The organism is Gordonia sp. CPCC 205515, assembly GCF_048537925.1.
Taxonomy (GTDB): Bacteria; Actinomycetota; Actinomycetes; order Mycobacteriales; family Mycobacteriaceae; genus Gordonia.
Window position 1 is genome coordinate 168,836 of the sequence record NZ_JBCLVJ010000007.1, and the last position, 24,092, is coordinate 192,927.

Sequence of the window (24,092 nt, forward strand, 5' to 3'; positions counted from 1 at the left end):
GGGTCAGGAGCAGGTGGTGGAGTTGCCGGTCATCTGGGCGTTGTTGCCGAGCGTCACGTCCGTGCCGTCGAACGCGAAGTCGACGCCGGAGTCGGTGACCTTCAGGTTGGTGACCGTGAGTTCGTCGGCCAGCGACCCGAACATCGACTTGCTGACGCTGTCGACGATGCCCTGCGCGTAGTCCTTGGGGACACCGAAGATGAACGCCTGTGCGTCGACGACCTCGATGTGGATGTGACCGTCGTTGACGACGGGTTTGATGGTCGTGGTCACCGGGATCGGCAGGATCGCCACCTGGACGGTGGACTCGACCTTGATGGTGCCGTCGGCCGGGTTGCCGGTTATCGACTGGATGGTCGCGCCCTGCACCAGACCCGACAACGGTGAGTCCGAATCCGGGTTGGTGCCACCGGGATTGGTGCCGGAGCCGTCGGTGGACGCCGCCGACGCCTCCTTGCTCATGGTGATCACCCGTTCGAACGGCGCGGAGCCGGTACCGCTGATCGAGCGGGCGGTCGGTGTGCCGTCGAGGCCGGTGATGCCGTCGGCCCGCGCGTGCAGGCCGATGGCGTCCGCCTTGTCGGCGGTGTCCACCTGCACGAACGGCACCTCACCGCTGATACGTTGCAGCAGCACCGGTTTCGAACTGAGCGACACGGAGGTCTCGGTACCGGTCAGTTGGGTGAAGGCCTGTTGCAGGCAGTCCTTGGTCTTGTTGCGGACGTAGAGTTCGGTGCCGACTCCGGCGATCACCACCAGCAGGATGACCGCCAGCGACACCCCAGCGATGATCTTGCCGGTGTTGCGCTTGGCCGGTGAGGTGGCAACAACGGGCGGCGGCGCGGCCCCCGGGATCGGCTGGAAATCGTCGAACTGAGTGGTGTCGGGAGTCGCACCGAATTGCGCAGTCCCCGACGGCCCGGCCTGCGACCATGCCCGCGGGGCGGGATCGGTCGAGGCCGCGTCGAATTGTGCCGTCGCGTCGTCGTGACCCGGCGGCGGAGTGCGGTCGTTCTCGCTGTCGGTCATGGTGGACGTCCTCAGTTCGTCGTGGGTGCCGGGGACTGCGCGATCGGCCGACGATTGGCCAGTACGCCCAGCGCGGCACGCGCCTTGTCGACGACGTCGGGGTCGATGTCGTGGACGCCGATGTGTTCGCCGTCGTCGTATGCTGCGGCCACGCTACCGAAGGGGTCTGTGAGTTGGCTGTGACCTATTCCGGTCGGCGCTGAGGATGTGGCGAGCTCGGGATCGCTGGGCAGCGCCTGACCGACGGCCGCGACGAAGCATGCGGTGTCGAGCGCGCGGGCGGTGGCCAGGGTCTGCCACTGCTGTAGCTTGCCCGGTCCGGCGCCCCACGAGGTCGGTACGACGATCAACTGGGCGCCACGCGCGGCCAGTTCGGTGAACAGCGCCGGAAACCGGATGTCGTAGCAGGTGGCCACGCCGACGGTAACTCCGTCGACGTCGAAGGTCACCGGCTCGTCGCCGGGTGCCACGGTGCGCGACTCGGCGAACCCGAAGGCGTCGTAGAGGTGGATCTTGTCGTAACCGATCCGGCTGCCGTCGGGTCCGGCGATCACCAGGGTGTTGCGGACGCGGTCCGCGTCCGGGGTGAACATTCCGGCGACGACGGTGACGTCATGGCGGGCGGCGATCTCCGAGACGCCGGTCGCCCACGGTCCGTCGAGCGGTTCGGCGATCGGGCCCAGCCGTACCCCGAATCGGCACATCGTCGCCTCCGGAAACACCACGAGACGGGCGCCGTCGGCCGCCGCCCGCTCGGTGGCCGCGGCAACGGCCGCGAGATTGGCCTGCGGGTCGGTGCCCGAACTGATCTGCGCCATGGCAATTCGCATGAGATTCAGGGTAACCACGAGCGCGGGGAAGTCGATCGTTCGATGGACCGATCACGTCCCGGGTGCGACCACCGACCACGGCACGGTGAGGATGTTGTCCACCGAACGGCCGCGCGGCACGACGCAGTCGACGCCCCGGTCACGGAGCAGGGTCAGTGCCTGTCGCCAGCGCACGCGCGGCCCGAAGGCCGCGTGGGTGGCGGCGATGTCCCAGCACCGGTCGGCGTCGGCGAGGAGTTGATGGATCGCCTCGCCGGGTACATTGCGGTGGATCAGCGCCTTGGGGAGTCGTTCGGCGAGTTCGGACGGGGGGCCGGTGTGTTCGGGCGCCCAGCACAGGGTGAGGGTGCGTGGCCCGTCGGCGTCGAGGACCACCCAGCAGCAGCGACGGCCGAGTTCGTCGCAGGTGCCCTCGACGATGAGCCCGCCGGGCGCGAGCGCCGATTGCATCTGTGCCCAGGCCGCCGCGACCTCGGTCTCGTCGTACTGCCGCAGCACGTTGAACGCACGTACCAGTTGTGGTGTGAGACCGGCCAATTCGAATCCGCCGAGGGCGAATCGGACACCGTCGCGCGCGTCGACGATGCGCTCGGGGTCGATCTCGAGTCCGACGACGTCGATGTCGGGGACGACGGTCCGCAACCGTGTGGCCATCTCGAGGGTGGTGTCGGGGCGGGCGCCGTACCCTAGGTCGACGACCAGCGGTCGCGCGACGCTGTCGAGCGCGCCCCGGATGCCCGGGTTGGTGGTCATCCACCGGTCGACGCGACGCAGCCGGTTCAGGTTGGTGGTGCCGCGGGTGATGCGGCCGTTGGGCTTACCCCGAGTCAGAGGTTCTTCTTGATCCAGTCGGCCGCGTACTCGGCTTCGGCGCGGAACAGATCGACGAGATTGACCAGCATGAGCTGCTCCAGTTTCCCGTTGACGAACGGGATGTACACCTTGACCTCGGTGGTCTTGCGGATGGTGCAGCCGGTGTCGGTGGGGAACAGTTCCTGCCACCCGTTGAGGCTGCCCGGGCCGGCCGGGATGGAGGCGTTGTAGTTGCCCTTGGTGAGGTCCGGATCGAACACCCCGAACGACTCCTCGCGCGTGATCACCATGTCCTTCATCAACACGGTCTGCGCGAGGGCCGGCAGCTGATCGCGGCCGATGGTCTGCTTGAGCACGACCTTCATGCCGGTCTCGTCGGAAACGAAGGAGTCGACCGAGCAGTGCGGGGAGATCATCTGGAATCCCGCCATCATGTCGTCCCAATATTGCTTGGTGCTCTGCGCTTGGTAGAGCTTCTCCACAGGTTCGGTGAAGCGTGCAGAGTAGCTGAGCCGTCGTGCCATGACGAACAGGTTACGTGAGCGCCTGCCGCCAACCCAAGTTCCTTACCGATCGGTAAGTCACGCGGGGTGAGCTGCCTCCCAGGTCACCGTCTGTTCGGCCTCACGGTCGAGCAGGTCGATGAGCTGCTCGATGACGGCCTTCTCGATCTTGCCGCCGACGAACGGCACGCTGACCGTCACCTCGGCCTCATACGTCGTCGTCGCCGGATCTCCGCTGGTCACGACGGTGCCGTGGATCTTTGCGGGGGCGCCTTCGACGCTGGCCTCGATGGTGCCGCGGATGGCATTGCCGTCGTGCGTGAAGGTGGATTGCCGAGGAATGTGGAGGTCGCCGGGCCGGATCTTGGTCACAGCGGAGGGCAGTCTGTCCTCTGGCACACCTTGGCGCATCACGACGGTGACGGTTTCGCCCGACGACTCGAAGGACTCGAGCTTGCCGTGGCTGGAGTTGATGGACTCGAGCAGGTCGCGCCAGTACTCGTCGGTCGAGATGATCTCCCAGAGTCGCTGCGCCGAGAAGGGGTAGGAGACGCTGTGGGTCATCGAGGTGGCCATGGGAGGAGGTTACCGGCCCGCACCGACGGCGTTCGCGTGAGGACTACCGTTACCTCGGTGACGATCCCCCTCCTCGCCGACCTGACCACGCTCCGTCTCGGCGGGCCGGCACGCGCGGTCCTGCGGTGCGGCACCACCCGCGACGTCGTCGAGGAGATCGGCGCCCTCGACCGCGCCGCCGAGCCCACCCTGGTGATCGGCGGCGGCTCGAACCTCGTCGTCGCCGACGAGGGCTTCGACGGCACGGCACTGGTGATCGAGAGTGCGCACGTCGAGTTCGGCACCGGGCGCGAGTCGGGCCGGCCACATGTCACCGCGGACGCGGGCGTCAACTGGGACACGCTGGTGGCCGCGACCATCGACGCCGGGTTCGGCGGACTGGAATGCCTTTCTGGGATTCCGGGCGCGGCGGGTGCGACACCAGTGCAGAACGTCGGCGCGTATGGGGTGGAGGTGTCCGACCTGTTGCGCAGCGTGCAGGTCCTCGACCGCCGCGCCGGCACCCTGCGGTGGGTGGCCCCGTCCGAACTCGGCCTCGGCTACCGCACCAGCACGCTGAAGTACCGCGACGACTTCCTCGTCGTCGCGGTGTCGTTCTGGCTCAACGACGATCGGCTGAGCCAGCCGCTGCGGTATCGGGAACTTGCGACGTCCCTCGACGTCGAACCCGGCGAGCGGGCACCGGCCGCGACCGTCCGTGAGCAGGTGCTGGCATTACGCCGCGGCAAGGGCATGGTCCTCGACGCCGACGACCACGACACCTGGAGTGCCGGTTCGTTTTTCACCAACCCGATCATCGACGCCGAGGAAGCGCACGACGTCCTGCGGCGCATCCGGGAGCGGGTGGGCTCCGACATCACCGTGCCGAGCTACCCCGCCGAGGATGGCGTCAAGCTGTCGGCGGGCTGGTTGATCGAGCGAGCCGGCTTCGCCCGCGGCTACCCCGGTCCCGAGTCACCGGTCCGGCTGTCGACCAAACACACTCTGGCACTGACGAATCGGGGCGACGCGACCACCGACGAACTCCTCGACCTCGCCCGCGACGTCCGCGATGGGGTCCGCGACGCATTCGGCGTGTCGCTGCATCCAGAGCCGGTACTGGTCAACTGCGAGCTCTGACCGTCCCCTGCTACCGCGCCGAGATCGGGTCCCGCGCAACGTCGGCGATGATGGCGTCGAGCAACTTGTTGTACTCGACCGCGGCCTCGATCGTCGACATGTGCCCCACACCGTCGTAGACGACGAGGTCACGCAGATTTCCGTTGCGCCGCAACACCTCGGCCATCTGTTCGGCGTGCGTCGGCGGGGTAAGCCGGTCCGCGGTGCCGACGATGACGGTGGTCGGCACGGTCAGTGCATCGAGTCCGGCGGTGACCTCGAGTTTGCCCATCGCCGATCCCCAGCCCGCCCGCGAGCGCGGTGCGCAGGTGCCGATGAGGTCGTCGACGAAGTCGACGTGGGCCTTGCGGGCGTTCGGCCCGAGGGCGATGTACTGCGAGAGCTTTGAGCTGTAGGCGTTGCGCGGCAACGGGACCGGCGCCGAGGTGAACAGTTTGGCCACGGTCGGTTCGAACGGTTTCGTGTAGCGCGGCAGGTCGACCGGAATGAGTAGGTGATTGCTGAGCACTGCGCTGGCCGCGGTGGAGGTCAGCGCCACACCGGACACGGTCGAACTCACCCGGTCGGGGAACTGTGCGGCCCACGACATGATGGTCATGCCACCCATGCTGTGCCCGACGAGCACGGCGCGCCGTCCGTCCGGCACGACCTCGCGCAGCACCGCGTCGAGGTCCTGGCCGAGCATCGCGATCGTCGGCCGGGCGCGGCCGAGTTCGCTGGCGCCGTGGCCTCGCTGGTCGTAGGCGACGACGGGTTGCCGGTCGGCCAGATGGTTGATCTGCGGGTACCAGAACGTGGTGCTGCAGGTCCAGCCGTGGACCAGCACGACGACGTCGTCGTCGGTGTCCTCGATCGCCGGGCCGTAGTGTTCCACGTTGAGTCGGGTGGCGTCCGGTGTGGTGACGGCCCTGCGGGCGGGTGCCTTGGTCGGCACCGTGAGCAGGTCGTCGGGTCCGTCGTCGACGGCGATGTCGGCGCCCAGCGCCTCGCGGACCAGGCCCACGGCGATGGTGCCGAGCCCGAGTGCGGCCGCCCCGACCCCGGCTGCCGCGACAGTGCCGCCGGCGATCGCCAGTGCTCGCTTGTTCATGTGTCCCCCCTGATCGATGCCGATCTACCGAACTCAGTCGAGATGCTCGGCCCGGGTCGGTGTGTCGGTATCGACGTCGTTGTCGAATACCTTCGGTTGGTCAACGATCGGGCCCCCACCCGTCGTTCCGTTCTGGCTGGTGACATCCGAGTCGCCGGCGACACCGGCGTGCTCTGCATCACTCGCGGCAAGCGCCGCGTCGAAGTAGGTGCTGGCCTCGCCGATCGCCTGGGAGATCTGTTGATCCAGCGCCTTACGGAAGGTCGTCTCGACGATCTCGTGCGCCATCGGGCGCACCGTTCCGATGAGTTCGGCCATCTTGCTGACGCCCTGTTCACCCAGGTCGGGCAGGTTCTCGTCGAAGTACTTGTCGGTGATGATCGAGACGAAACTCTTCGCGACATCCTCGAGGTCACCCTGCACCCGCACCCATCGGTCGAGGAGCACATCGATGTCGATACCGGCCTTGACCAGCGTTTCGGCACCCTCGAGCACCTCGGGGTTACGGATTGCGTAGTGCGCGCCGTCCTTGGCGAGCAACCCGAGTTTCTGACTCAACGCGATGGAACGATCCGACGCATTGAGGGTTTTGCGCAGTTCGGTGATGGTGATCGTGGCGGCGCGTTTGAAGTTGCGGAACCGTCCACCCTTGGGTGAGGCCCGGAGGACGTGTTCGACCTTCATGCCGTGGTGCGCGGCCTGCAACAGTTCACTGATCGTGGCGAAGGTGTAGCCGCGTTCGAGCATGCGGGAGATCAGATTGAGCCGCACGAGGTGCTCGTCGGAGTACCACCCGGTGCGCCCACGGATGATCGGCGGCGGCAGCAACCCGCGGTCCTGATAGACGCGGATGTTGCGCACGCTGACCCCCGACTCCTGCGCGAGGTCGTTGATCCGATACTCAGCCACCCGGCCAGTCTATTGCGAAGGCATTCGCGACCCAACGAGCCTCGCGGCGATCACCCTTTCTTGCTGAACCAGGACTTGCCCTGGATGCTGTCGACCCGCGGGCGGACGTCGACGATGTAGACCAACATCGCGACCACGCCGATCAGACCGAGGAAGTTGACCGCGCCGAACAACCAGATGAACAAGGTCGCGACCGCCAGGATCGCGACCCAGATCACCTTGCTCTGCCGGTCGACCGCCGGAAAGGCGTCGGGTCGCTGGATCGCGGCGTGGACCAACGCGACGGCGGAGGCGACACCGGCGATGACGGTCAGGGCCAACAGGATGAGGTTCTGCCCGTAGGCCATCACGCTGAGGAAATTCACGCCACCACTCTAGACATTTCTGGCATTCGCCGCCGTGTCGCCGAATCGGTTGTGGTTTTCATCGGTCAGCGATCAAGATCGCAACCGATCGTCAACTCGGGGCCGGACCCGCCTTCTTGGCCGGAGTTTTCTTGGCCGGCGCCTTCTTGGCTGCAGTCTTCTTGGCCGGGGTCGCCTTCTTGGCCGCAGTCTTCTTGGCCGGGGTGGTCTTCTTGGCCGGGGTCGTCTTCTTGGCCGGGGTCGTCTTCTTCGCTGCCGTCTTCTTGGCGGGCGCTTTGGTCGGCTCGGCCCTCTGTGCGGCCGCCTTCTTCGCGGGCGCCTTCTGCGTTGCAGTCTTGGCCGGCGCCTTCTTCGCAGATGACTTCTTGGCCGCAGCCTTCTTCGCCGGCGCCTTCTTGGCCGGCGCCTTCTTGGCCGGTGCCTTCTTCGCCGCCGGCTTCTTGGCCGGTTCGAGGACCACTTCGTCGGCCTTGCCGGTGGTCAGACCGGCCAGTGCGACCGCCCGCTCCCCGACCGCCCGCGTCTGTCCGGAGATGGTGCCGAGTGCATCCTCGGTGAGGCCGACGGCGTCGTTGTAGACCCTCTCCAGTTTGGGCAGGTTCTGTTCGACGAGGGGCTGGGACCGGAACTTGTCGACGACCTCTTCCCCGCGCTCGGACAGGGCCGACAACAGTCCGGCGGCCACCGCGAGGTAGGCCTCGGCAACCTTGCGTAGTTCGTCCGGGCTGAAGCGGGCGAGGAGATCCTCGATCTCGGTCGGCAACTCCACCTGCAGCGACGACAATTTCGTCCGGGCATCCTCGAACACCGCAAGCGCGGTCTCCCGGGTGTCGTCGACCCGATTCGACGCCTGCTCCCGCGCCTCGCCGAGCATCGCCTGCGCGGTGCCAACGGTTTCGGCGATGCGTTGTTGCGCCTGCTCACCCGCCGCTTCCCGACGCTCCTGCAGGTCGTTCAGCAGTGCACTCACTTGGCCGATCGCAGTGGTCAACGGATTTTCCGGCATGGCTTCACTCCTTGACGTCGGTGGTCGTGCGGCTATCGGCGGCTTCGTTGTCGCTGTTCTCTCGGCGGAAGGACTCGTAGATCTCGAGCAGCATCTGCTTCTGGCGTTCGCTGATCGAGTCGTCGACGAGCAGTGCATCGCGCACCGGGCTGGCCGGACGTTCCTCGAGTATCCCGGCGCGAACGTACAACACCTCGGCCGACAACCGCAGACCCTTCGCGATCTGCGCCAGCACATCGGCCGACGGCTTCCGCAGTCCACGCTCGATCTGGCTGAGGTACGGATTGCTGACGCCGGCCCGTTCGGCCAACTGCCGCAACGACACTTCGGCAGACAGTCGTTGTGCCCGGATGAACGCGCCGATGTCCTGCGCCGCGTTGGCGACGGCCTCCACCGGGTTGTTGGCCCCGCCGTCGTCGTCGGCCGACGGCTCGCCCTCGGTGTGTTGATGCTCGTTGCTGTCGTCCGGTGTCATCGGTCTCCGTTCGGTCCCCGACACTCAGTATCGACACGAGTGCTAACAGGTGCAAGCAGACTGTTCGCACGGCGCGGTCGACGGTCAGTGGAAGATCAGCACGGAGATGGTGTAGATCGCCAGGCCCGCCAGTGATCCGACGACGGTGCCGTTGATCCGGATGAACTGGAGGTCACGGCCGACCTGGAGTTCGATCTTGCGACTGGTTTCGTCGGCGTCCCAGCCGCGCACGGTCTCGGTGATGACCGAGATGATCTCCTGCGAGTAGTTGGCCGCGATATGTCGGGCGGCCCGCGCCACCCAGCCGTTCATCTTCTCCTGCAACGCGCGATCGTCCCGGATACGCGTGGCGAGCTGAATTGCGGAGTTCGACAACGAGTTCCGCAGCGTGCTGTTCGGGTCCGACAGCATCTGTTCGATGACGGCCTTACCGGTCTTCCATGCGGTCGACGCGGCATTGGTCACCTCGTCGCGGCCGATCAGCTCCTGCTTGATCTCCTCGAACTTGGCGATCATCACCGGATCGTGCTGCAGGTCGTCGGCGAACTGCTGCACGAACTCGTGCATGTTCCGCCGCAGTTGATGATTCGGATCCGTACGGACCTTGTAGGTGAAGTCGACGAGTTCCCGATAGATCTTGTCGCCCAACAGGTTGTTCACGAACTTCGGTTTCCACGACGGGCCGACGTCCTGGTCGACGACGCGGTCGATGAGATCCTGGCTGCCCAGCGCCCATTCGTGGGCGCGGTCGCAGGCCAGCTGGAACACCGGCTCGAGACGATCCTCGGCGATGAGCTGCTCGAGGATGCGGCCAAGCGGCTGAGCCCATTCCGGTTCGCCCGCCCATTTGATGGCGTGCTGGATGAGGTTCTCGATGTCTTCGTCGCGCAGCATCTCGGCCGCGAGTGCGATCATTCGGGCTGCCTCGTCGGACACTCGTGGCGCGTTGGCGGGGTCGGCGAGCCAGGTCGACAGGCGGCGCGGCAGTTCCAGGCTGGTGGCGCGCATCTCGATCACGTCGGGCGTCATGAAGTTGTCTTCGATGAAGCCACCGAGTTGTTCGCCGATGTCGTCCTTCTTCTTGCGAATCAGCGCGGTGTGCGGGATCGGCAGTCCCAGTGGATGCCGGAAGAGTGCCGTGACCGCGAACCAGTCGGCGAGCGCACCGACCATCCCGGCTTCGGCAGCGGCTCGCACATACCCGACCCACGCCGCGACGTCTTGGCCGTCGCGGTGTTCGAGGTAGCGGGTGAACAGGTAGACGAGCGCGGCGACGACCAGGAATCCGGTCGCCACCACCTTCATCTTGCGGAGGTCTTTCCGACGCTGCTCGTCTCCCGCCCCGCTCTCACCGAATCCCAGCGACGGCGGCGGCGGGTCCCCGCCCGGCGCGCGGTGGCGCCCACCGGGAACGTCCGAAATGACTGTTGGCGTCATTGGATCAGTTTTACCCGCCGCGCCCGATACCGGCCACGTCCCACGACGCGCGCGATCCCGCCGAGTCCGCAACGACCTCGGCCGTCGCGCTCTATTGTTCGGGGAACATGTCACGCTGCCACACCCGCCATCAACGACGAGGACAGATCATATGAGCAGGACCGCGCTGGTCACCGGAGGCAGTCGCGGCGTGGGCCGCGGGGTGGCCACCGCACTGGCCGACGCAGGCTGGACGGTCTACGTGACCTCCCGCAAGGGTGAGGGGCCCGACACCACGATCCCGATTGCGTGCGACCACACCGACGACGACGCGGTCGCGGGAGTGTTCGCGCGCATCGCGGACGAGACCGACGGGCTCGATCTCCTGGTGAACAATGCGTGGGCCGCGCCACCGGGTTTCGGCGGCTTCTCGGACAAGTTCTGGGAGCGGCCCGTCGACGACTGGGACACGCTGATCGGTGTCGGCGTCCGCGCACACTACGTCGCGTCGGTACACGCGGCGCAAGCGATGGTGCCCCGCGGCAGCGGACTGATCGCGACCATCTCGTCGTTCGGCACCCGCGGCCATCTGCATTCGGTGCTATATGGGATGAGCAAGGCGGCGCTGGACAAGATGGCCTTCGACATGGGGCACGAGCTCGCCGGGACCGGTGTCACCGCGGTGTCATTGTGGCTCGGCCTGATCCGCACCGAGCTGATGCTCTCACTCGGCATCGACGAGTTCGAAGGCTTCTCCCTGCAGCGCGCCGAGGACCCGGAGTTCGTGGGGCGGGTGATCGCCGCGCTTGCCGACGACCCTGCGCTGTCCGACCGCAACGGCCACACCCTGGTGACCGCCGAGCTCGGGTCGACGCTGGGCATCACCAACAACGATGGGACTCCGCCGGATTCGCATCGTACCGCGTTCGGTGGCGGACCGATGTTCCCGCCGGCCGTCGATTCATCCACTCGCTGAGGAGGATTCATGAGCAAGAAGAAAGACAGATCCGGCTGGGAGTCACCGGCGACCGAGGCGCTGCGGATCACTTCGACCGGCCCCATCGCCACCTTCGACGCATCGAGCACACCAGGTTTCACCGGCGACAAGGCTCTCGGCGAGAAGCTCCTGCTGGAGCGCGGCGAGGTGCTCGCCGACCTTCAGGAACTGTTGTATGCCAACGGTCGCGCCGGAGATCATCGGTCGGTGCTCCTGGTCTTGCAGGGAATGGACACCGCCGGCAAGGGCGGCATCGTGCGCCACGTCGGTGGCCTCGTCGATCCGCAGGGCCTCGCCATCACCGGATTCGGCAAACCGACCAAAGAGGAACTCGCACACGACTTCCTCTGGCGCGTTCACCGGGCACTGCCGGCCGGTGGTCGGATCGGCATCTTCGACCGTTCACACTACGAGGACGTCCTGCCGGTGCGCGTGCACAACCTGGTCCCGCAAGCGGAGTGGGAAAAGCGCTACCACATCATCAACGAGTTCGAGCGTGAGCTCGTGGCGAACGGCACCACGATCATCAAGTGCGCCATGGTGGTCTCCAAGTCGGAGCAGAAGGCCCGACTCACCGAGCGTCTCGAACGTCCCGACAAGTACTGGAAGTACAACCCCGGTGACATCGACGAACGCGGTTACTGGGACGCCTATCTCGAGGCCTACCAGGCCATCTTCGACCGCTGCGACAGTGACTCCGCCCCCTGGTACCTCATCCCCGCCGACAAGAAGTGGTTCGCGCGACTCGCCGTGTGTGAGCTGTTGATCGATGCCCTCCAACGCCTCGACCTCGATTGGCCGGCCGCCGACTTCGATGTCGAGGTGGAGAAGAAACGAGTTGCGGCGCTGGATGTTTGATATCGAGCAATCCTGACCACCCGATCTGAGCGTTTGCGCCTGTTCTACGTGTCGCGCCGCAGCACCGCCTGTGCCACCAACCCCACGACCAGCGCCCAGAAGGCGCCACTGATACCGCCGAACGTGACACCAGAGGCCGCGGTGACGAAGGTGAGAGCGGCCGGGATGCGGTGCTCCTCGTGCGCGAACGCCCCGAGCAGTGCGTTGGCGAAAGTGGCCAGCAAGGCCAGACCCGCAACGGTTTCCAACAGTCCGGCCGGCGCGACCGCGGTGATGGCGACGAGCAGTCCGGAGAACACTGCGAGGACAAGGTAACTCACGCCGGCGGAGATGCCGGCGATCCAGCGTCGAGAGCGGTCCGGGCCGGCCTCGGGGCCGGCCGCCAGCGCCGCGGAGAGCGCCGCCAGGTTGATCGCGTGCCCGCCGAACGGCGCGCCGATCATCGTCCCGACACCCGTCACGGTCATCGCCGACCGCCACGGTGCCTGGTAGCCAAAGGAATTCAGCACCGCGACACCGGGCACATTTTGCGACGCCATGGTCACGATGTAGAGCGGCACCGCGATGCCGACCAGGGCGCGGACGTCGAATGCCGGTGTCGTCCAGGTCAGTTCCGGCCACCACGGTGTCTCACCCCAGCCGTGCACGCCGTGGATCACGAGGTAGATCCCGATCACGGCGAGCGCCGCGATGAGCGCCAGCGGCAGGGCCCACCGCGCCAACCAGCGCATCGCCACCAGCCACACGAGGAGTATCGGCAGCGTCAGCAAGGGCTGTGCAGCAAGCGATTTCATCGGCGCCAGACACAGGGTCAGCAGCACGCCGGCGAGCATGGCCTGCGCGATGGGGGTTGGGATACGTCCGATCAGTTCACCGAGAGCGGGAATCAGCCCGGTCGCGACGATGAGCACGCCACACACCAGAAACGCGCCGACCGCGGCCGCCCAGCCTGCGTGATACGACGCCCCGGCCGCCACCAGCATCGCCGCGCCGGGTGTCGACCAGGCCAGGGTGATCGGCATCCGCGTCCGCAGACACAGCACGATGATGCCGATCGCGAAGAGGGCGGTGAGCACCAGCAATCCGGACGCAGCCTGGTGCGCATCGGCGCCGACCGCCCGCAAGCCGGCGACCACGACGACGAACGACGACGTGAAGCCGACGAGAGCGGTGACGATCCCGGCGACCACGGGTTGCTGCAGATCGTGCTCGGTGGTGGTGGTCATGAGCAGAGAATAGCGCTATCGTTCTGTAAACAGAACACCCGGGAGTAGATATGTCATACATCCGATGACCACGGCGGACCGTCGACGGATCGTCGGCGAACGGATTGCCGCGCTGCGCGCCGAGGCCGGCCTCTCGCTGTCCGAGCTGGCTCGACAGGCCGGCATCGGGAAAGGCTCGTTGTCGGAAATCGAATCGGGACAACGCAACCCGACGCTCGATACCCTCTATGCAGTGGCCGGGCCACTCGGCGTGCCACTGACCAGTCTATTGGGCGAGACCTCGGGCACCGAGGGCAGCGGCGAATACCTGCACGCGCAGATCCTGCATGTCGAGCACCATTCCGATGGTGCCACCACCGAGGTGTTCTGGCTGCGCGTCCTGCCCGGCGGCATCCGCACGTCGCCGGCGCACGGGCCGGGCGTTGTTGAACATGTCCACGTCGTCGCCGGGAATCTCCGAGCAGGTCGGGTCGGCGATGAAGCCGATGCGTCGCAGGGGGATTCGCTTCAGTGGATCAGCGACGTGCCGCACACCTACCGGACCGACGCCGGTGCTGAGGCCGTGCTGACCATCCACTCCCCCGGACGCAACTCACCCCCGAGGCGAGCGCCTCGGGGGTGAGTGTTCTCGACGATCAGCGTCGAATCATGTTCAGCTGTCGGCAGAACCGGCCGTCGGTGCAGCCTTCTTCGCCGGAGCCTTCTTGGCCGGAGCCTTCTTGGCGGCCGCGATCTTCTTGGCCGGCGACGCATTTGCGGTACGTCCCTTGGCTTCGACGGTGCCGGCAGCGCCGTCGATCTGCTGAGCGGCATCGGCCGACTGCTCCTTGATGGACTCACCGGCGTCGGCGATGGCCTCGGCGGCTTCGCCTGCAGCGTCCTCGAGTGCGACGGCGGCATCCTCGGCCACGTCTTCGACCTTGGTGCTCACGCGACCGGCCAGCTTGGCGGCGCGCTCACCGACGACGCGGGTCTGCGAGGAGACCACTCCGAGAGCATCCTCGGTGATGTCGACGGCGTCGTTGTAGACCTTGCCCGCACGGTCGAGGTTCTCCTGCACGACCGGCTGCTGACGCAGACGCTCGACAGCCTCTTCACCGCGCTCGGCGAGCGAGTTGTAGAAGCCGGTGGCGACCTCGAGGTAGCCCTCGGCGACCTTGCGGATCTCGTCGGTGGTCAGCTTGCCGCGGAGCTCTTCGAACTCACCGGGCAGGTCCTCAGGCAGCGAGTTCAGCCGGGTCTTGGCGTCCTCGAAGGAGGTCTTGGCGTCTTCGACGGCCTTCTCGAAACGGCCCTCGGCCGCGGTACGGGTCTCTTCGAGCCGGGTCTGAGCGGTCTCGCTCACCGATTCGGTACGTTCGCGCAGCTGCGCGACGATGTCATTGAACTGCGCGACGGCCAGGTCTCCGGCGCCGACGGCAGCGTAGAACGGATTGGCCAGCGTGCGTGTGGATTCACTCACAGCAATCTCCTCAAATAGGTTGTGTGGTCACCAATTGCGCTGCGGCACTGGGCTTTGAGCGGTCACCCCTCGGTACCGCCCGCTGATGCCGTATTTTCGATGGCGCATCGGGCCTTGTCTTTCATTACCCACAACCCAGTATCCACGCTCTGCTAGCAAATGCAAGCGATCTGCTAACGCACGTGGTAGATGTCACTTTTTGTTGATCTATTGTCAACACAAAGGACAAACGCGACTATTTGCCTGCGTCGTAGACGTAGAAGCCGCGACCGGTCTTCTTGCCGAGGCGACCGGCCTCGACCATGCGCAGCAGCAATGGCGGCGGTGAGTACAGCGGTTCCTTGAACTCTTCGTACATCTTGTCGGCGATCGCCTTGACCGTGTCGAGGCCGACCAGATCGGCGAGTTTGAGCGGCCCCATCGGGTGCGCACAGCCGAGCACCATCCCCTTATCGATATCCTCGACAGAGGCAAAACCGCTCTCCACCATGCGAATTGACGACAGCAGGTACGGCACGAGTAGCGAGTTGACGATGAATCCGGAACGGTCCGCGGAGTGGATGACCTGTTTGCCGAGCACATCGTGGGCAAAGCCCTCGGCACGTTCGCTGACCTCCGGCGAGGTCATGAGGGTGGTGACGAGTTCGACGAGCGGCAGCACGGGGACCGGGTTGAAGAAGTGCATGCCGATCACTCGCGATGCGTCCTGGGTCGCCATGCCCAGCTTCATGATCGGGATCGATGAGGTGTTGGACGCGAGAACTGCCGTGGGGTCGGTGACGACCTTGTCGAGGTCGGCGAAGAGTTGTGTCTTGACGATCTCGTCCTCGACGATCGCCTCGCAGACGAGCTGACGGTCGGCGAGGTCGCCGAGATCCGAGGTGAACCGCAGGCGATCGGCGGCCTGGTCGCGCTCCCGTTCGGTGAGCTTGCCGCTGGAGACACCCCGATCAAGCGACCGCAGCACCCGAGTTCGGCCCGCAGCGGCCAGGTCCCGGGTGGCCTCATAGACAAGGACGTCGACGTGCGCCCGAGCGCACACCTCCGCAATCCCGGCCCCCATCTGCCCCGCCCCCACAACCCCCACCCGAGAGATCTTCACACTCGCCACATCGACTCCTCGGATCAAACAACAACGCAAACAACAGATTTCGCAAGAACAGATCTCGCAAGAACATGGGTAACTCACCGGGTACGGGCTCAGCCCTCAGAATGCCAACAGGCGGCCCGCAACGAAAGCTGCGGACCGCCTGACTGGTGCGAAGAAGTATCTCCGAGAGGGGGTACAGCTCCTAGTGGAACTGGCCCTCTTCCGTCGAACCCTTCAGCGCCGCGGTGGACGTGTTGGGGTCAACGGTGGTGGCGATGCTGTCGAAGTAGCCCGCGCCGACCTCACGCTGGTGCTTGACGGCGGTGAAGCCACGCTCGTCGGCGGCCTTGAACTCACGGTTCTGCAGGTCAACGAAGGCGGTCATCTGCTCGCGGGCGTAACCGTAGGCGAGATCGAACATGCCGTAGTTGAGCGAGTGGAAGCCGGCCAGGGTGATGAACTGGAAGGTGAAGCCCATGGCGCCGAGTTCGTTCTGGAACTTGGCGATGGTGCTGTCGTCGAGGTGCTTGCTCCAGTTGAACGACGGGCTGCAGTTGTAGGACAGCAGCTGGTCGGGGTACTCGCTCTTGACGGCCTCGGCGAACTTACGCGCCAGCTCGAGATCGGGGGTACCGGTCTCCATCCAGATCATGTCGGCGTACGGCGCGTAGGACTTGGCGCGCGCGATGCACGGCTCGATGCCGTTCTTCACGTGGTAGTAGCCCTCGGCGGTGCGCTCGCCGGTCACGAACTCCTTGTCGCGGTCATCGACATCGGAGGTGATCAGGGTGGCGGCCTCGGCATCGGTACGAGCGATGACGACGGTCGGGACTCCGGCGACGTCGGCGGCCAGGCGCGCCGAGTTCAGGGTGCGGATGTGCTGCTGGGTGGGGATGAGCACCTTGCCACCGAGGTGGCCGCACTTCTTCTCCGACGCGAGCTGGTCCTCCCAGTGGGTACCGGCGGCACCCGCGGCGATCATGGCCTTCTGCAGTTCGTAGACGTTGAGGGCGCCACCGAAGCCGGCTTCGCCGTCGGCGACGATCGGCACGACCCAGTTGTCGACGGAGTCGTCACCCTCGACGGCGGCGATCTCGTCGGCGCGCAGCAGCGCGTTGTTGATGCGACGCACCACGTTCGGCACCGAGTTGGCCGGGTAGAGCGACTGGTCGGGGTAGGTGTGGCCGGACAGGTTGGCGTCGCCGGCGACCTGCCAACCGGAGAGGTACACGGCCTTCAGGCCGGCGCGGACCTGCTGCACGGCCTGGTTACCGGTCAGCGCGCCGAGCGCGTTGATGTAGCTGCCGTCACCCTTGGTGACGCCGTCCCAGAGGATCTCCGCGCCGCGGCGGGCGAGGGTGTTCTCCTCGACGACCGATCCCTGGAGCGCGGCGACCTGCTCGGCGGTGTAGTCGCGCTTGACGTTGTCCCAGCGGTTGTTGGTGTCCCAATCCTGCTGGATCTCGGCGGCGGTACGTGGCTTTCCGACGTTGCTCATTGCCTACTTCGCTTTCGTTGTCCTGCTTCGGACCGGCGGTCTGACCGGTCCGGTGTGCTGACAGACAGTCCGGGGGCTGACGCATGATCCGTATCTTTGCGAATCATCCGGCGGTCTCCGGTGGTGCCTGAGACAAGAGTGCCACAGGACAAACATGCAGGTCCAACCCCTGACGAATGCAAACTTGCTCCAGCATTTGACTCCAGTTTGCAAAGTTTGCAAATCTTCACCTGTGAAAAATGTTCGGTGTCGCCCCAAAAAGTACGCGCGTACTGGGTTTTCGCCCGACCGGACAGGTGGCGGTCACGCGGCAGAGCGACCCGCCTGGGCGGCGTCGGCGCCATGTGACATCGCTCGATGTGTGACAGCAATCATATGCGAGGCGCTGTCGAACCTGTGCCAGATGGCCTCCGGGGCGCCCGATCAGGGTGCGGCGGCGGCACTGACGGCGTCGCGGAATACGTTGGTGAACCCGGCGACGGACAGCGGTTCACGCGCCGGCATGGGCGGGTTGGCCGGCAGAGAAGCGTCCCCGGTGACGGTCAGTTGCACCGTCACCGGAGCGGCACCGACACGCGTGACAATCGCATACCCCGCGTACCCGATCTGGCCGCCGGCCGTGCCGTCGGGCAGCGTCGTGGTGGACTCCGAGCGCAGCAGCAACGACTGTTGCACCGACGACGCGTGCGGCCCGAGGTCCGGGTGGGCGATCTCGGTGTATCGGGTGACGACCCGCGCCCCACGCAGATTGCCGCTGCCGACGACGGTCGTGGTGGTCGAGCAGCCGCCGCTGGTCGCCCGGATGTCGGCATCGAGGTCGCGCCGCACGGTGGTCACCAGTTCCACCAGCGACGACGCATCACTGCGTGCCGCCAGCACTGCCGAGTTGGCCTGTGACACCTGCGTATTGAGGTCCGCATCCGCGGTGGGTCGACAATCCGGCGGAATCACCTGCGCCTTCACCGACCGCTCGATCATGCCCCGGTTGCTGCCGACGAGATCAGCGACGGTCAGCTGCGCGGGTTCGAAGCCGTCGGGCAACTGTTCCGGATTCAGCAGCAGATCCGCGGGTGCCACGGGGGTGGTGGGTGCCGGAGAACTGCCGCATCCGCCGAGGGTGATGATCGCCGACAACAGGAGGGTTGCGGCGATCGCACGGCGAGAGCGGAACAGACGCACGCGGTCACCGTACCGTGAGGGGTGCGACAGGAGGTTGCCATGACCAAGACCTACGTGGGTTCGCGGCTACGCCAGCTCCGATCCGAACGGGGACTCTCGCAGGTCGCGCTCGCCCAGTCGCTGGCGATCTCACCGTCGTACCTCAACCAGATCGAACACGACGCCCGCCCGCTGACCGTGCCGGTGCTGTCCAAGATCACCGAGGTCTTCGGCATCGACGAGGGTTTCTTCGATTCCCAGGACAACGTGCGCCTGGTCGCCGAACTGCGCGAGGTTCTCCTCGACGACGACGTGGAGGCGCCGTCGCCGGCAGTCGAGGCGCATGAGATCAGTTCGGTCGTCGCAGCCCATCCCGCGGTGGCCCAGGCGATGGTCAACCTGCACCGCCGCTACCGGATCGCCACCGATCAGCTGGCCGCCGCGACCGACGAACGCGGCGATCGCAGCATGCGCGGCTCCATCACCGCACCGCACGAAGAAGTGCGCGACTACTTCTATCAGCGCCGCAACTACATACACGAGCTCGATGTGGCGGCGGAAGAGATGACCACACGGATGCGGATGCATTCGGCCGACGTCCGCCGGGAGATCTCCAATCGGCTCGAGATCAAACACGGCGTGACCATCGTCCGGCGCGTGGACCTCGGTGACACCACCCTGCATCGCTTCGATCGGGAGACGCGGCGGCTGGAGTTCTCGGCGGCGCTCTCGGCCGGTCAGCGCACCATGAAACTCGCCGCCGAACTCGGCTACCTGGAGTACAGCGATCTGCTCAACGGACTGGTCGACGACGGCAACTTCACCAGCGACGATGCCCGCAAACTCGCCCTGCTCGGCCTGGCCAACTACTTCGCCGCGGCGGTTGTCCTGCCGTACAGCCAATTTCACGGTGCCGCCGAGGATTTCCGGTACGACATCGAGCGACTCTCGGCGTTCTATGCGGTGTCGTATGAGACCATCTGCCACCGACTCTCGACGCTGCAGCGCCCGAACCTGCGGGGCATTCCGTGGTCGTTCGTGCGGGTCGACCGCGCGGGCAACATGTCGAAGCGGCAGTCCGCCACCGGTTTCCACTTCTCGTCGAGCGGCGGCACATGTCCGCTGTGGGCGGTGTACGAGACCTTCGCCTCCCCCGGCAAGATCCAGACGCAGATCGCCGAGATGCCGGACGGCCGTGAGTACTTCTGGGTGGCACGCACCGTCGAACGTCGCGCCGCCCGATATGGGCAGCCCGGCAAGACCTTCGCGATCGGCCTCGGATGCGAACTGCGGCATGCGGCGCGGGTCATCTACTCCGACGGCCTCGAGATCGGGCCGCAGGCGCGGGTCACCCCGATCGGCGCGGGCTGCCGGGTATGCGACCGTCCCGACTGTGCACAGCGGGCATTTCCGGCGCTCGGCGCGCCCCTGCGGATCGACGAGCACCGCAGCACCGTGTCCCCATACATGATGAACTGAGCGACCTTTCGCCGATCGCGGCCATCACCCCACCGATCATCTCAAAGGCGCATCGATCTGATAACACTTGTTTTCAGGACGCCTGTCCCAGTCGATTGTCCCGGTTGTCGTCGTAGGTTCGCATCACGTGACGAGATCACCGGCGATCCCGTCGCCACCCGACAGGGGGCTCGGCATGAGGCGGATGATCTCGACCATCGTCGTCGCACTATCGATCGGCATGAGCACCCTGACCGCCACCCCGGCCGCGGCCGAACCGCCGAACATGATGGGGATCCCACGACAGATCCCCCAGGCGATCAACGGCACGCTGCCGGCGCCACCTTACCCACGACTGAACCGAATTCCGTTGCGCGCACGGGCGGAGGGCTTCGACCATCGACTCCTCGAACTCCGGGAGGCGGTCTTGCCCTCGCCCACCGGCGACCCCATGTTCGATCGGTGGCCCACCGACCTGGCGGCGATGTCGCCGGGCGAACTCATCGCGGTTCGCGACGTCACCGCGACCGCCGCGCCGGTGGTGACCACCCCGATCCGGTCGGCGCGGTTGCTGAAGTTCCGCAGTACCGACGCCTCGGGCACACCGTTTTTCGGGACCGCGACGATCCTCGTCCCGCGCATCCCCTCCCGGGGACCGCGACCGGTACTGGTGAACAACCTCCCGATCGACTCCCTCGGCACCGCCTGCGATCCGGGATACACTCTGGCCCATGGCTTCTCGATCGCGACAAACGTCACCGACCTGATTCCGCCCACCACGCAGCTGGCGCTCGCGCGCGGATATGCGGTGCTCATCCCGGATCATCAGGGACCGCGGATGGCCTACGCCGAACCCGTCGTCGCCGGTCATGTGGTGCTCGATGCGATCCGGGCGTTGGCCAACCTCGACCGAAAGATGTTCGGCGACAGTCGAGTTGCGATGACAGGCTACTCGGGTGGGGCCATCGCGACCAACGGCGCGGCGAAACTTCTCGGCAGCTATGCACCGGAACTCGCACCGCGGATGATCGGTGCCGCGCTGGGCGGGGTGCCCGCGGACTTCCGGATGTTGGTCGGCTCGATGAACGCCAACCTCGCATCGGGCATCTTCCACTCCGCAGTCTTCGGGATCGCCCGCGAACACCCGGACATGTTGGCGATGGCCAACAACTTCGCCCAGTGGTTTGCCACCTCACCACTGAAGAACGTGTGCACCATTCCGGCGACCCTCACCGGCCAGACGTTCTGGCCGCTGCAGCTGATGGCCAGCGACCCCGACCCATTCCATTCGCCGGTGGCCGAACGAATCTACCGGATCACCCGGATGGCGGATCGGAAATCGCAGGTGCCGCTGTACATCTACCACGGGACCTACGAGTGGTGGATCCCGGCGGCCGGCGCCCGCAATCTGTACCGCGGACAGTGTGCGCTGGGCGCGCGGGCGGTCTACCGCGAAGTCTTCGGCGAGCACGTACTCGCGATTCTGGTGGGCTATCCAGAAGCGCTCGACTGGCTCGATCAGCGCCTACGCGGCATCGCCGCACCCGATGAATGCCCGCGTCAGCGGTGAGCGCATGACCGCCCAGGCTCGCACCGAAGAACGATAGTTCACCCTTATCCAGCGATCCTCCAGGGCGCAATCTACACTCCGCCAAAGAATGAGTTCACGCAAGACAGGGGTCGTGGACGGTGCAGACCGTCCGGGGGCCGAGCCCGGTTGCCAGACGCAAGGAGTGAGTGGGCGATGCCTGCGCAACGTGGCCCCGGCCGCACGGTGACACGACGATGGATGCGGACCCTCATGGTGGCCGCCGCGGCGATCACCGTCGTCGCAACCGGATCGACCGCAATCGGATCGACGGCAGCCGCCGATCCGATGAACATGACCCCGTTCCCCACCCAGGTGCCGCAGGACATCGACGCCATGGTGCCCGCACCCGCGATCCCGCAGCTGAAGCGGATTCCGGCCCGCTCACGGATTCCCGGCGCGAGCAAGGAATTGCAGGAGTTACGTGAAGCCGTGATGCCGTCGCCGACCGGCGATTCGTTCTTCGACTCCTGGCCGACCGACCTCGCCGATCATCGTCCCGGCGAGATCCTGGCCAGCCGGGATGTCGCGAAGGTGGCCGCCCCGCTGCTCGAGGTCAAGGTCGGAACTGCCCGGCAGATCAAGTTCCGCACCGTCGATGCCGCCGATCGCCCGCTCTTCGCGACCGCCACCTTGTTCGTGCCGCCCACGCCGTGGAAAGGGCCCGGCGCGCGGCCGGTGATGGTGAACAACCCGCCGATCGTTGCCCTCGGCACCCGCTGCACCACCGGCTACACCTTCGCCCACGGCAAGAGCGGGGACACCAACAACACCGATCTGAAGCCCGGCACGACACAGGAATCACTCGAGCGCGGATACGCGGTCATCGTGCCCGACCACACCGGCGCCCGCATGGCCTACGCCGAGCCGTACGTCGCCGCCCACGTCGTCCTCGACTCCATCCGCGCCGCGGCCACCTACGACCACCGCAACTTCGGGACCGGACCCATCGGCATGCTGGGCTACTCGGGCGGTGCGATCGCGACCAACGCGACCGCGAAACTCGCGTCGTCGTACGCCCCGGACGTCGCGTCCCGGTTCGTCGGCGCCGCGATCGGCGGTGTCCCCGCCGACTATCGCGTACTCGCCGGCGCGATGAACGCCAACCTGGCGTCCGGGGTGTTCCACGCGGCGATCCTCGGGATCGCGCGCGAACGGCCGGAACTCCTGCCGATGGCCAACAACCTGGCACGGGCGCTGGCCACCAACGAGTTCATGAAGAATCTCTGCACCGGCACGATGGGCTACATGGGCCTGGCTTTCGGTCCGACCCAGTTGCTGTCGGTCGATCCGGATCCCTTCCATTCACCGGTGGCCGAGCACATCTTCGACATCACCGAGATGTCCGGGCACAAGGCGGCCATGCCGATCTTCATCTACCACGGGGCGCAGGAATGGTGGATTCCGGCGAGCCAGGCGCGTTCGCTCTTCGCGCAGCAATGCGCACTCGGGGCGAACGCCACCTACAAGGAGTACCCCGGCGAGCACATGACCACGGTGTTCGTCGCGTTCAACGATGCGATGAGCTGGTTGCACGACCGCATGGCCGGGAAGGTGCCCGTCAGCGGTTGCCCGCGACGATGATTCCCGTCAGAACACCATGACGCGGACGTTCTCCGCGACACAGGCCGGCTTCGCCACACCCTCGATCTCGACGGTGTTCTTGACGACCATCGACACACCGGCGCTGGTCTCCTCGATCGACGCGATGACGGCGTTGGCGCGGATTCGCGAGCCGACCGGCACCGGGTTGGGGAACCGCACCTTGTTGAGCCCGTAGTTGATGACCAGCTTCGGTCCCTCGACGGTGAAGATGCTGCCGGCAAGCATCGGCAGCAGCGACAGCGTCAGGAAGCCATGGGCGATGGGGGCACCGAACGGGCCCGACTTGGCGCGTTCGGGATCGACGTGAATCCACTGGTGGTCGCCGGTCGCCTCGGCGAACTGGTTCACCCGCTCCTGGGTGACCTCGAGCCACTCGCCGGATCCGAGATCCTCGCCGATCGCGGCCTTCAATTCATCGACACTGGTGAACGTTCGCTGTGTGCTGCTCGTCATAGTCCGGGTAGTCTACCGTTGCCCTCATGAGCACACCTCGCGTATCACCGGGCGGGTTCTCCGAGTTGGGTCCGATCAACTGGATCGTGGCGCGCGGAGCGGCGATGTCCATCGGGGTCGACGACGCCCACATCTTCTCCACGCTGGGCCGCGCCAAGGGGTTGTTCCGGGGGTGGCTGCATTTCGGTGCCCGGTTGATGCCCTTCGGGGCGTTGTCGCGCAAGGACTCCGAGATGATCATCATCCGGGTGGCCCACCTACGCGACTGCGCTTACGAGCTCGACCACCATCGTCGGCTCGGCGCCCGCGCCGGCATCAAGGGCGATCTGTTCGAGAAGGTGATCGCCGGACCCGAGGCGGGATGGGGCGACCGCGAGCGGGCCCTGCTCACCGCCACCGACGAACTGGTGGCCACCAAGGACATCAGCGACGGCACGTGGGCCACGTTGAGCAACCACCTCGACGAGTCGAAGCTCGTCGCTTTCGTGCTCCTCGTCGGGCAGTACGACATGTTGGCCACCACCATCGGCACGCTGCGCGTGCAGCGCGATCACATCAAGGCCTGACG

General features: G+C 66.2%; 25 protein-coding genes. 8 read left to right on the top strand and 17 right to left on the bottom strand.

The annotated features are described in order from the left end of the window. Positions 1–3: 3 nt before the first annotated feature. The 5 genes from AAFP30_RS09865 to AAFP30_RS09885 all read right to left on the bottom strand — a co-directional run bounded on the left by AAFP30_RS09865 (position 4) and on the right by AAFP30_RS09885 (position 3,751). Complete coding sequence (locus AAFP30_RS09865) at positions 4–1,029, bottom strand: LmeA family phospholipid-binding protein (RefSeq protein ID WP_419229720.1); 1,026 nt, start codon at positions 1,027–1,029, stop codon at positions 4–6. 11 nt (positions 1,030–1,040) lie between these two features. Then, complete coding sequence (locus AAFP30_RS09870) at positions 1,041–1,859, bottom strand: carbon-nitrogen hydrolase family protein (RefSeq protein ID WP_419229721.1); 819 nt, start codon at positions 1,857–1,859, stop codon at positions 1,041–1,043. 51 nt (positions 1,860–1,910) lie between these two features. Further along, complete coding sequence (locus tag AAFP30_RS09875) at positions 1,911–2,612, bottom strand: class I SAM-dependent methyltransferase (protein ID WP_419229722.1); 702 nt, start codon at positions 2,610–2,612, stop codon at positions 1,911–1,913. Between the two features lie 74 nt (positions 2,613–2,686). After that, complete coding sequence (locus AAFP30_RS09880; protein WP_419229723.1) at positions 2,687–3,196, bottom strand: DUF2505 domain-containing protein; 510 nt, start codon at positions 3,194–3,196, stop codon at positions 2,687–2,689. 57 nt (positions 3,197–3,253) lie between these two features. Next, on the bottom strand, positions 3,254–3,751 hold the full coding sequence (locus tag AAFP30_RS09885) for a DUF2505 domain-containing protein (RefSeq protein WP_419229724.1): 498 nt from the start codon (positions 3,749–3,751) through the stop codon (positions 3,254–3,256). A 36-nt stretch (positions 3,752–3,787) separates the two neighbouring features. Between AAFP30_RS09885 and AAFP30_RS09890 the strand changes: the two genes are divergently transcribed. After that, positions 3,788–4,870, top strand: coding sequence for a UDP-N-acetylmuramate dehydrogenase (locus AAFP30_RS09890; protein ID WP_419229725.1), 1,083 nt, complete (start codon positions 3,788–3,790; stop codon positions 4,868–4,870). 10 nt (positions 4,871–4,880) lie between these two features. On the opposite strand, the gene AAFP30_RS09895 is transcribed toward AAFP30_RS09890, so the two are convergent. From AAFP30_RS09895 to AAFP30_RS09920, 6 genes are all read right to left on the bottom strand, one after another. After that, a complete protein-coding gene (locus tag AAFP30_RS09895) occupies positions 4,881–5,960 on the bottom strand; it encodes an alpha/beta fold hydrolase (RefSeq protein WP_419229726.1) in 1,080 nt (359 codons plus the stop codon). A 33-nt stretch (positions 5,961–5,993) separates the two neighbouring features. Continuing rightward, complete coding sequence (locus AAFP30_RS09900) at positions 5,994–6,869, bottom strand: MerR family transcriptional regulator (protein WP_419229727.1); 876 nt, start codon at positions 6,867–6,869, stop codon at positions 5,994–5,996. 50 nt (positions 6,870–6,919) lie between these two features. Next, a complete protein-coding gene (locus tag AAFP30_RS09905; RefSeq protein ID WP_419230151.1) occupies positions 6,920–7,216 on the bottom strand; it encodes a DUF2516 family protein in 297 nt (98 codons plus the stop codon). Positions 7,217–7,325: 109 nt separating this feature from the next. Continuing rightward, entirely contained in the window at positions 7,326–8,240 is a 915-nt protein-coding gene (locus AAFP30_RS09910) for a histone H1-like repetitive region-containing protein (RefSeq protein WP_419229728.1), read from the bottom strand. 4 nt (positions 8,241–8,244) lie between these two features. After that, positions 8,245–8,715, bottom strand: coding sequence for a helix-turn-helix domain-containing protein (locus tag AAFP30_RS09915; protein WP_419229729.1), 471 nt, complete (start codon positions 8,713–8,715; stop codon positions 8,245–8,247). A gap of 84 nt (positions 8,716–8,799) precedes the next feature. Further along, positions 8,800–10,152, bottom strand: coding sequence for a DUF445 domain-containing protein (locus AAFP30_RS09920; RefSeq protein ID WP_419229730.1), 1,353 nt, complete (start codon positions 10,150–10,152; stop codon positions 8,800–8,802). A 151-nt stretch (positions 10,153–10,303) separates the two neighbouring features. Between AAFP30_RS09920 and AAFP30_RS09925 the strand changes: the two genes are divergently transcribed. Both AAFP30_RS09925 and AAFP30_RS09930 read left to right on the top strand, forming a co-directional pair. Further along, positions 10,304–11,107 (top strand): SDR family NAD(P)-dependent oxidoreductase, encoded by an 804-nt coding sequence (locus AAFP30_RS09925; RefSeq protein ID WP_419229731.1) that lies wholly within the window; start codon positions 10,304–10,306, stop codon positions 11,105–11,107. 9 nt (positions 11,108–11,116) lie between these two features. Continuing rightward, complete coding sequence (locus tag AAFP30_RS09930; RefSeq protein ID WP_419229732.1) at positions 11,117–11,986, top strand: polyphosphate kinase 2 family protein; 870 nt, start codon at positions 11,117–11,119, stop codon at positions 11,984–11,986. Positions 11,987–12,030: 44 nt separating this feature from the next. Here the strand turns inward: AAFP30_RS09930 and AAFP30_RS09935 are convergent, their stop codons facing one another. After that, positions 12,031–13,212 (bottom strand): benzoate/H(+) symporter BenE family transporter, encoded by a 1,182-nt coding sequence (locus tag AAFP30_RS09935; protein WP_419229733.1) that lies wholly within the window; start codon positions 13,210–13,212, stop codon positions 12,031–12,033. A 64-nt stretch (positions 13,213–13,276) separates the two neighbouring features. Between AAFP30_RS09935 and AAFP30_RS09940 the strand changes: the two genes are divergently transcribed. Beyond that, a complete protein-coding gene (locus AAFP30_RS09940; RefSeq protein ID WP_419229734.1) occupies positions 13,277–13,834 on the top strand; it encodes a helix-turn-helix domain-containing protein in 558 nt (185 codons plus the stop codon). Between the two features lie 30 nt (positions 13,835–13,864). Here the strand turns inward: AAFP30_RS09940 and AAFP30_RS09945 are convergent, their stop codons facing one another. The 4 genes from AAFP30_RS09945 to AAFP30_RS09960 form a co-directional block, all read right to left on the bottom strand. Continuing rightward, positions 13,865–14,674 carry a heparin-binding hemagglutinin gene (locus tag AAFP30_RS09945; RefSeq protein ID WP_419229735.1) on the bottom strand — a complete coding sequence of 270 codons (810 nt, stop codon included), beginning with the start codon at positions 14,672–14,674 and terminating at the stop codon, positions 13,865–13,867. Positions 14,675–14,909: 235 nt separating this feature from the next. Continuing rightward, entirely contained in the window at positions 14,910–15,785 is an 876-nt protein-coding gene (locus AAFP30_RS09950; RefSeq protein WP_419229736.1) for a 3-hydroxybutyryl-CoA dehydrogenase, read from the bottom strand. Between the two features lie 181 nt (positions 15,786–15,966). Beyond that, entirely contained in the window at positions 15,967–17,262 is a 1,296-nt protein-coding gene (aceA, locus tag AAFP30_RS09955; protein WP_419229737.1) for an isocitrate lyase, read from the bottom strand. 423 nt (positions 17,263–17,685) lie between these two features. Further along, positions 17,686–18,441, bottom strand: a complete 756-nt coding sequence (locus AAFP30_RS09960; RefSeq protein WP_419229738.1) for a hypothetical protein — start codon at positions 18,439–18,441, stop codon at positions 17,686–17,688. 39 nt (positions 18,442–18,480) lie between these two features. On the opposite strand from AAFP30_RS09960, the gene ramB reads away from it, so the two are divergent. The 3 genes from ramB to AAFP30_RS09975 all read left to right on the top strand — a co-directional run bounded on the left by ramB (position 18,481) and on the right by AAFP30_RS09975 (position 23,050). Then, a complete protein-coding gene (ramB, locus tag AAFP30_RS09965; RefSeq protein WP_419229739.1) occupies positions 18,481–19,899 on the top strand; it encodes an acetate metabolism transcriptional regulator RamB in 1,419 nt (472 codons plus the stop codon). 175 nt (positions 19,900–20,074) lie between these two features. Next, entirely contained in the window at positions 20,075–21,448 is a 1,374-nt protein-coding gene (locus AAFP30_RS09970; protein WP_419229740.1) for a lipase family protein, read from the top strand. A 174-nt stretch (positions 21,449–21,622) separates the two neighbouring features. Then, entirely contained in the window at positions 21,623–23,050 is a 1,428-nt protein-coding gene (locus AAFP30_RS09975) for a lipase family protein (RefSeq protein WP_419229741.1), read from the top strand. Between the two features lie 6 nt (positions 23,051–23,056). On the opposite strand, the gene AAFP30_RS09980 is transcribed toward AAFP30_RS09975, so the two are convergent. Then, positions 23,057–23,524, bottom strand: coding sequence for a MaoC family dehydratase (locus AAFP30_RS09980; RefSeq protein WP_419229742.1), 468 nt, complete (start codon positions 23,522–23,524; stop codon positions 23,057–23,059). Between the two features lie 26 nt (positions 23,525–23,550). Here AAFP30_RS09980 and AAFP30_RS09985 point away from each other — a divergent pair, with 26 nt between their 5' ends. Next, positions 23,551–24,090, top strand: a complete 540-nt coding sequence (locus tag AAFP30_RS09985) for a carboxymuconolactone decarboxylase family protein (RefSeq protein ID WP_419229743.1) — start codon at positions 23,551–23,553, stop codon at positions 24,088–24,090. The last annotated feature ends 2 nt before the right edge of the window (positions 24,091–24,092 follow it).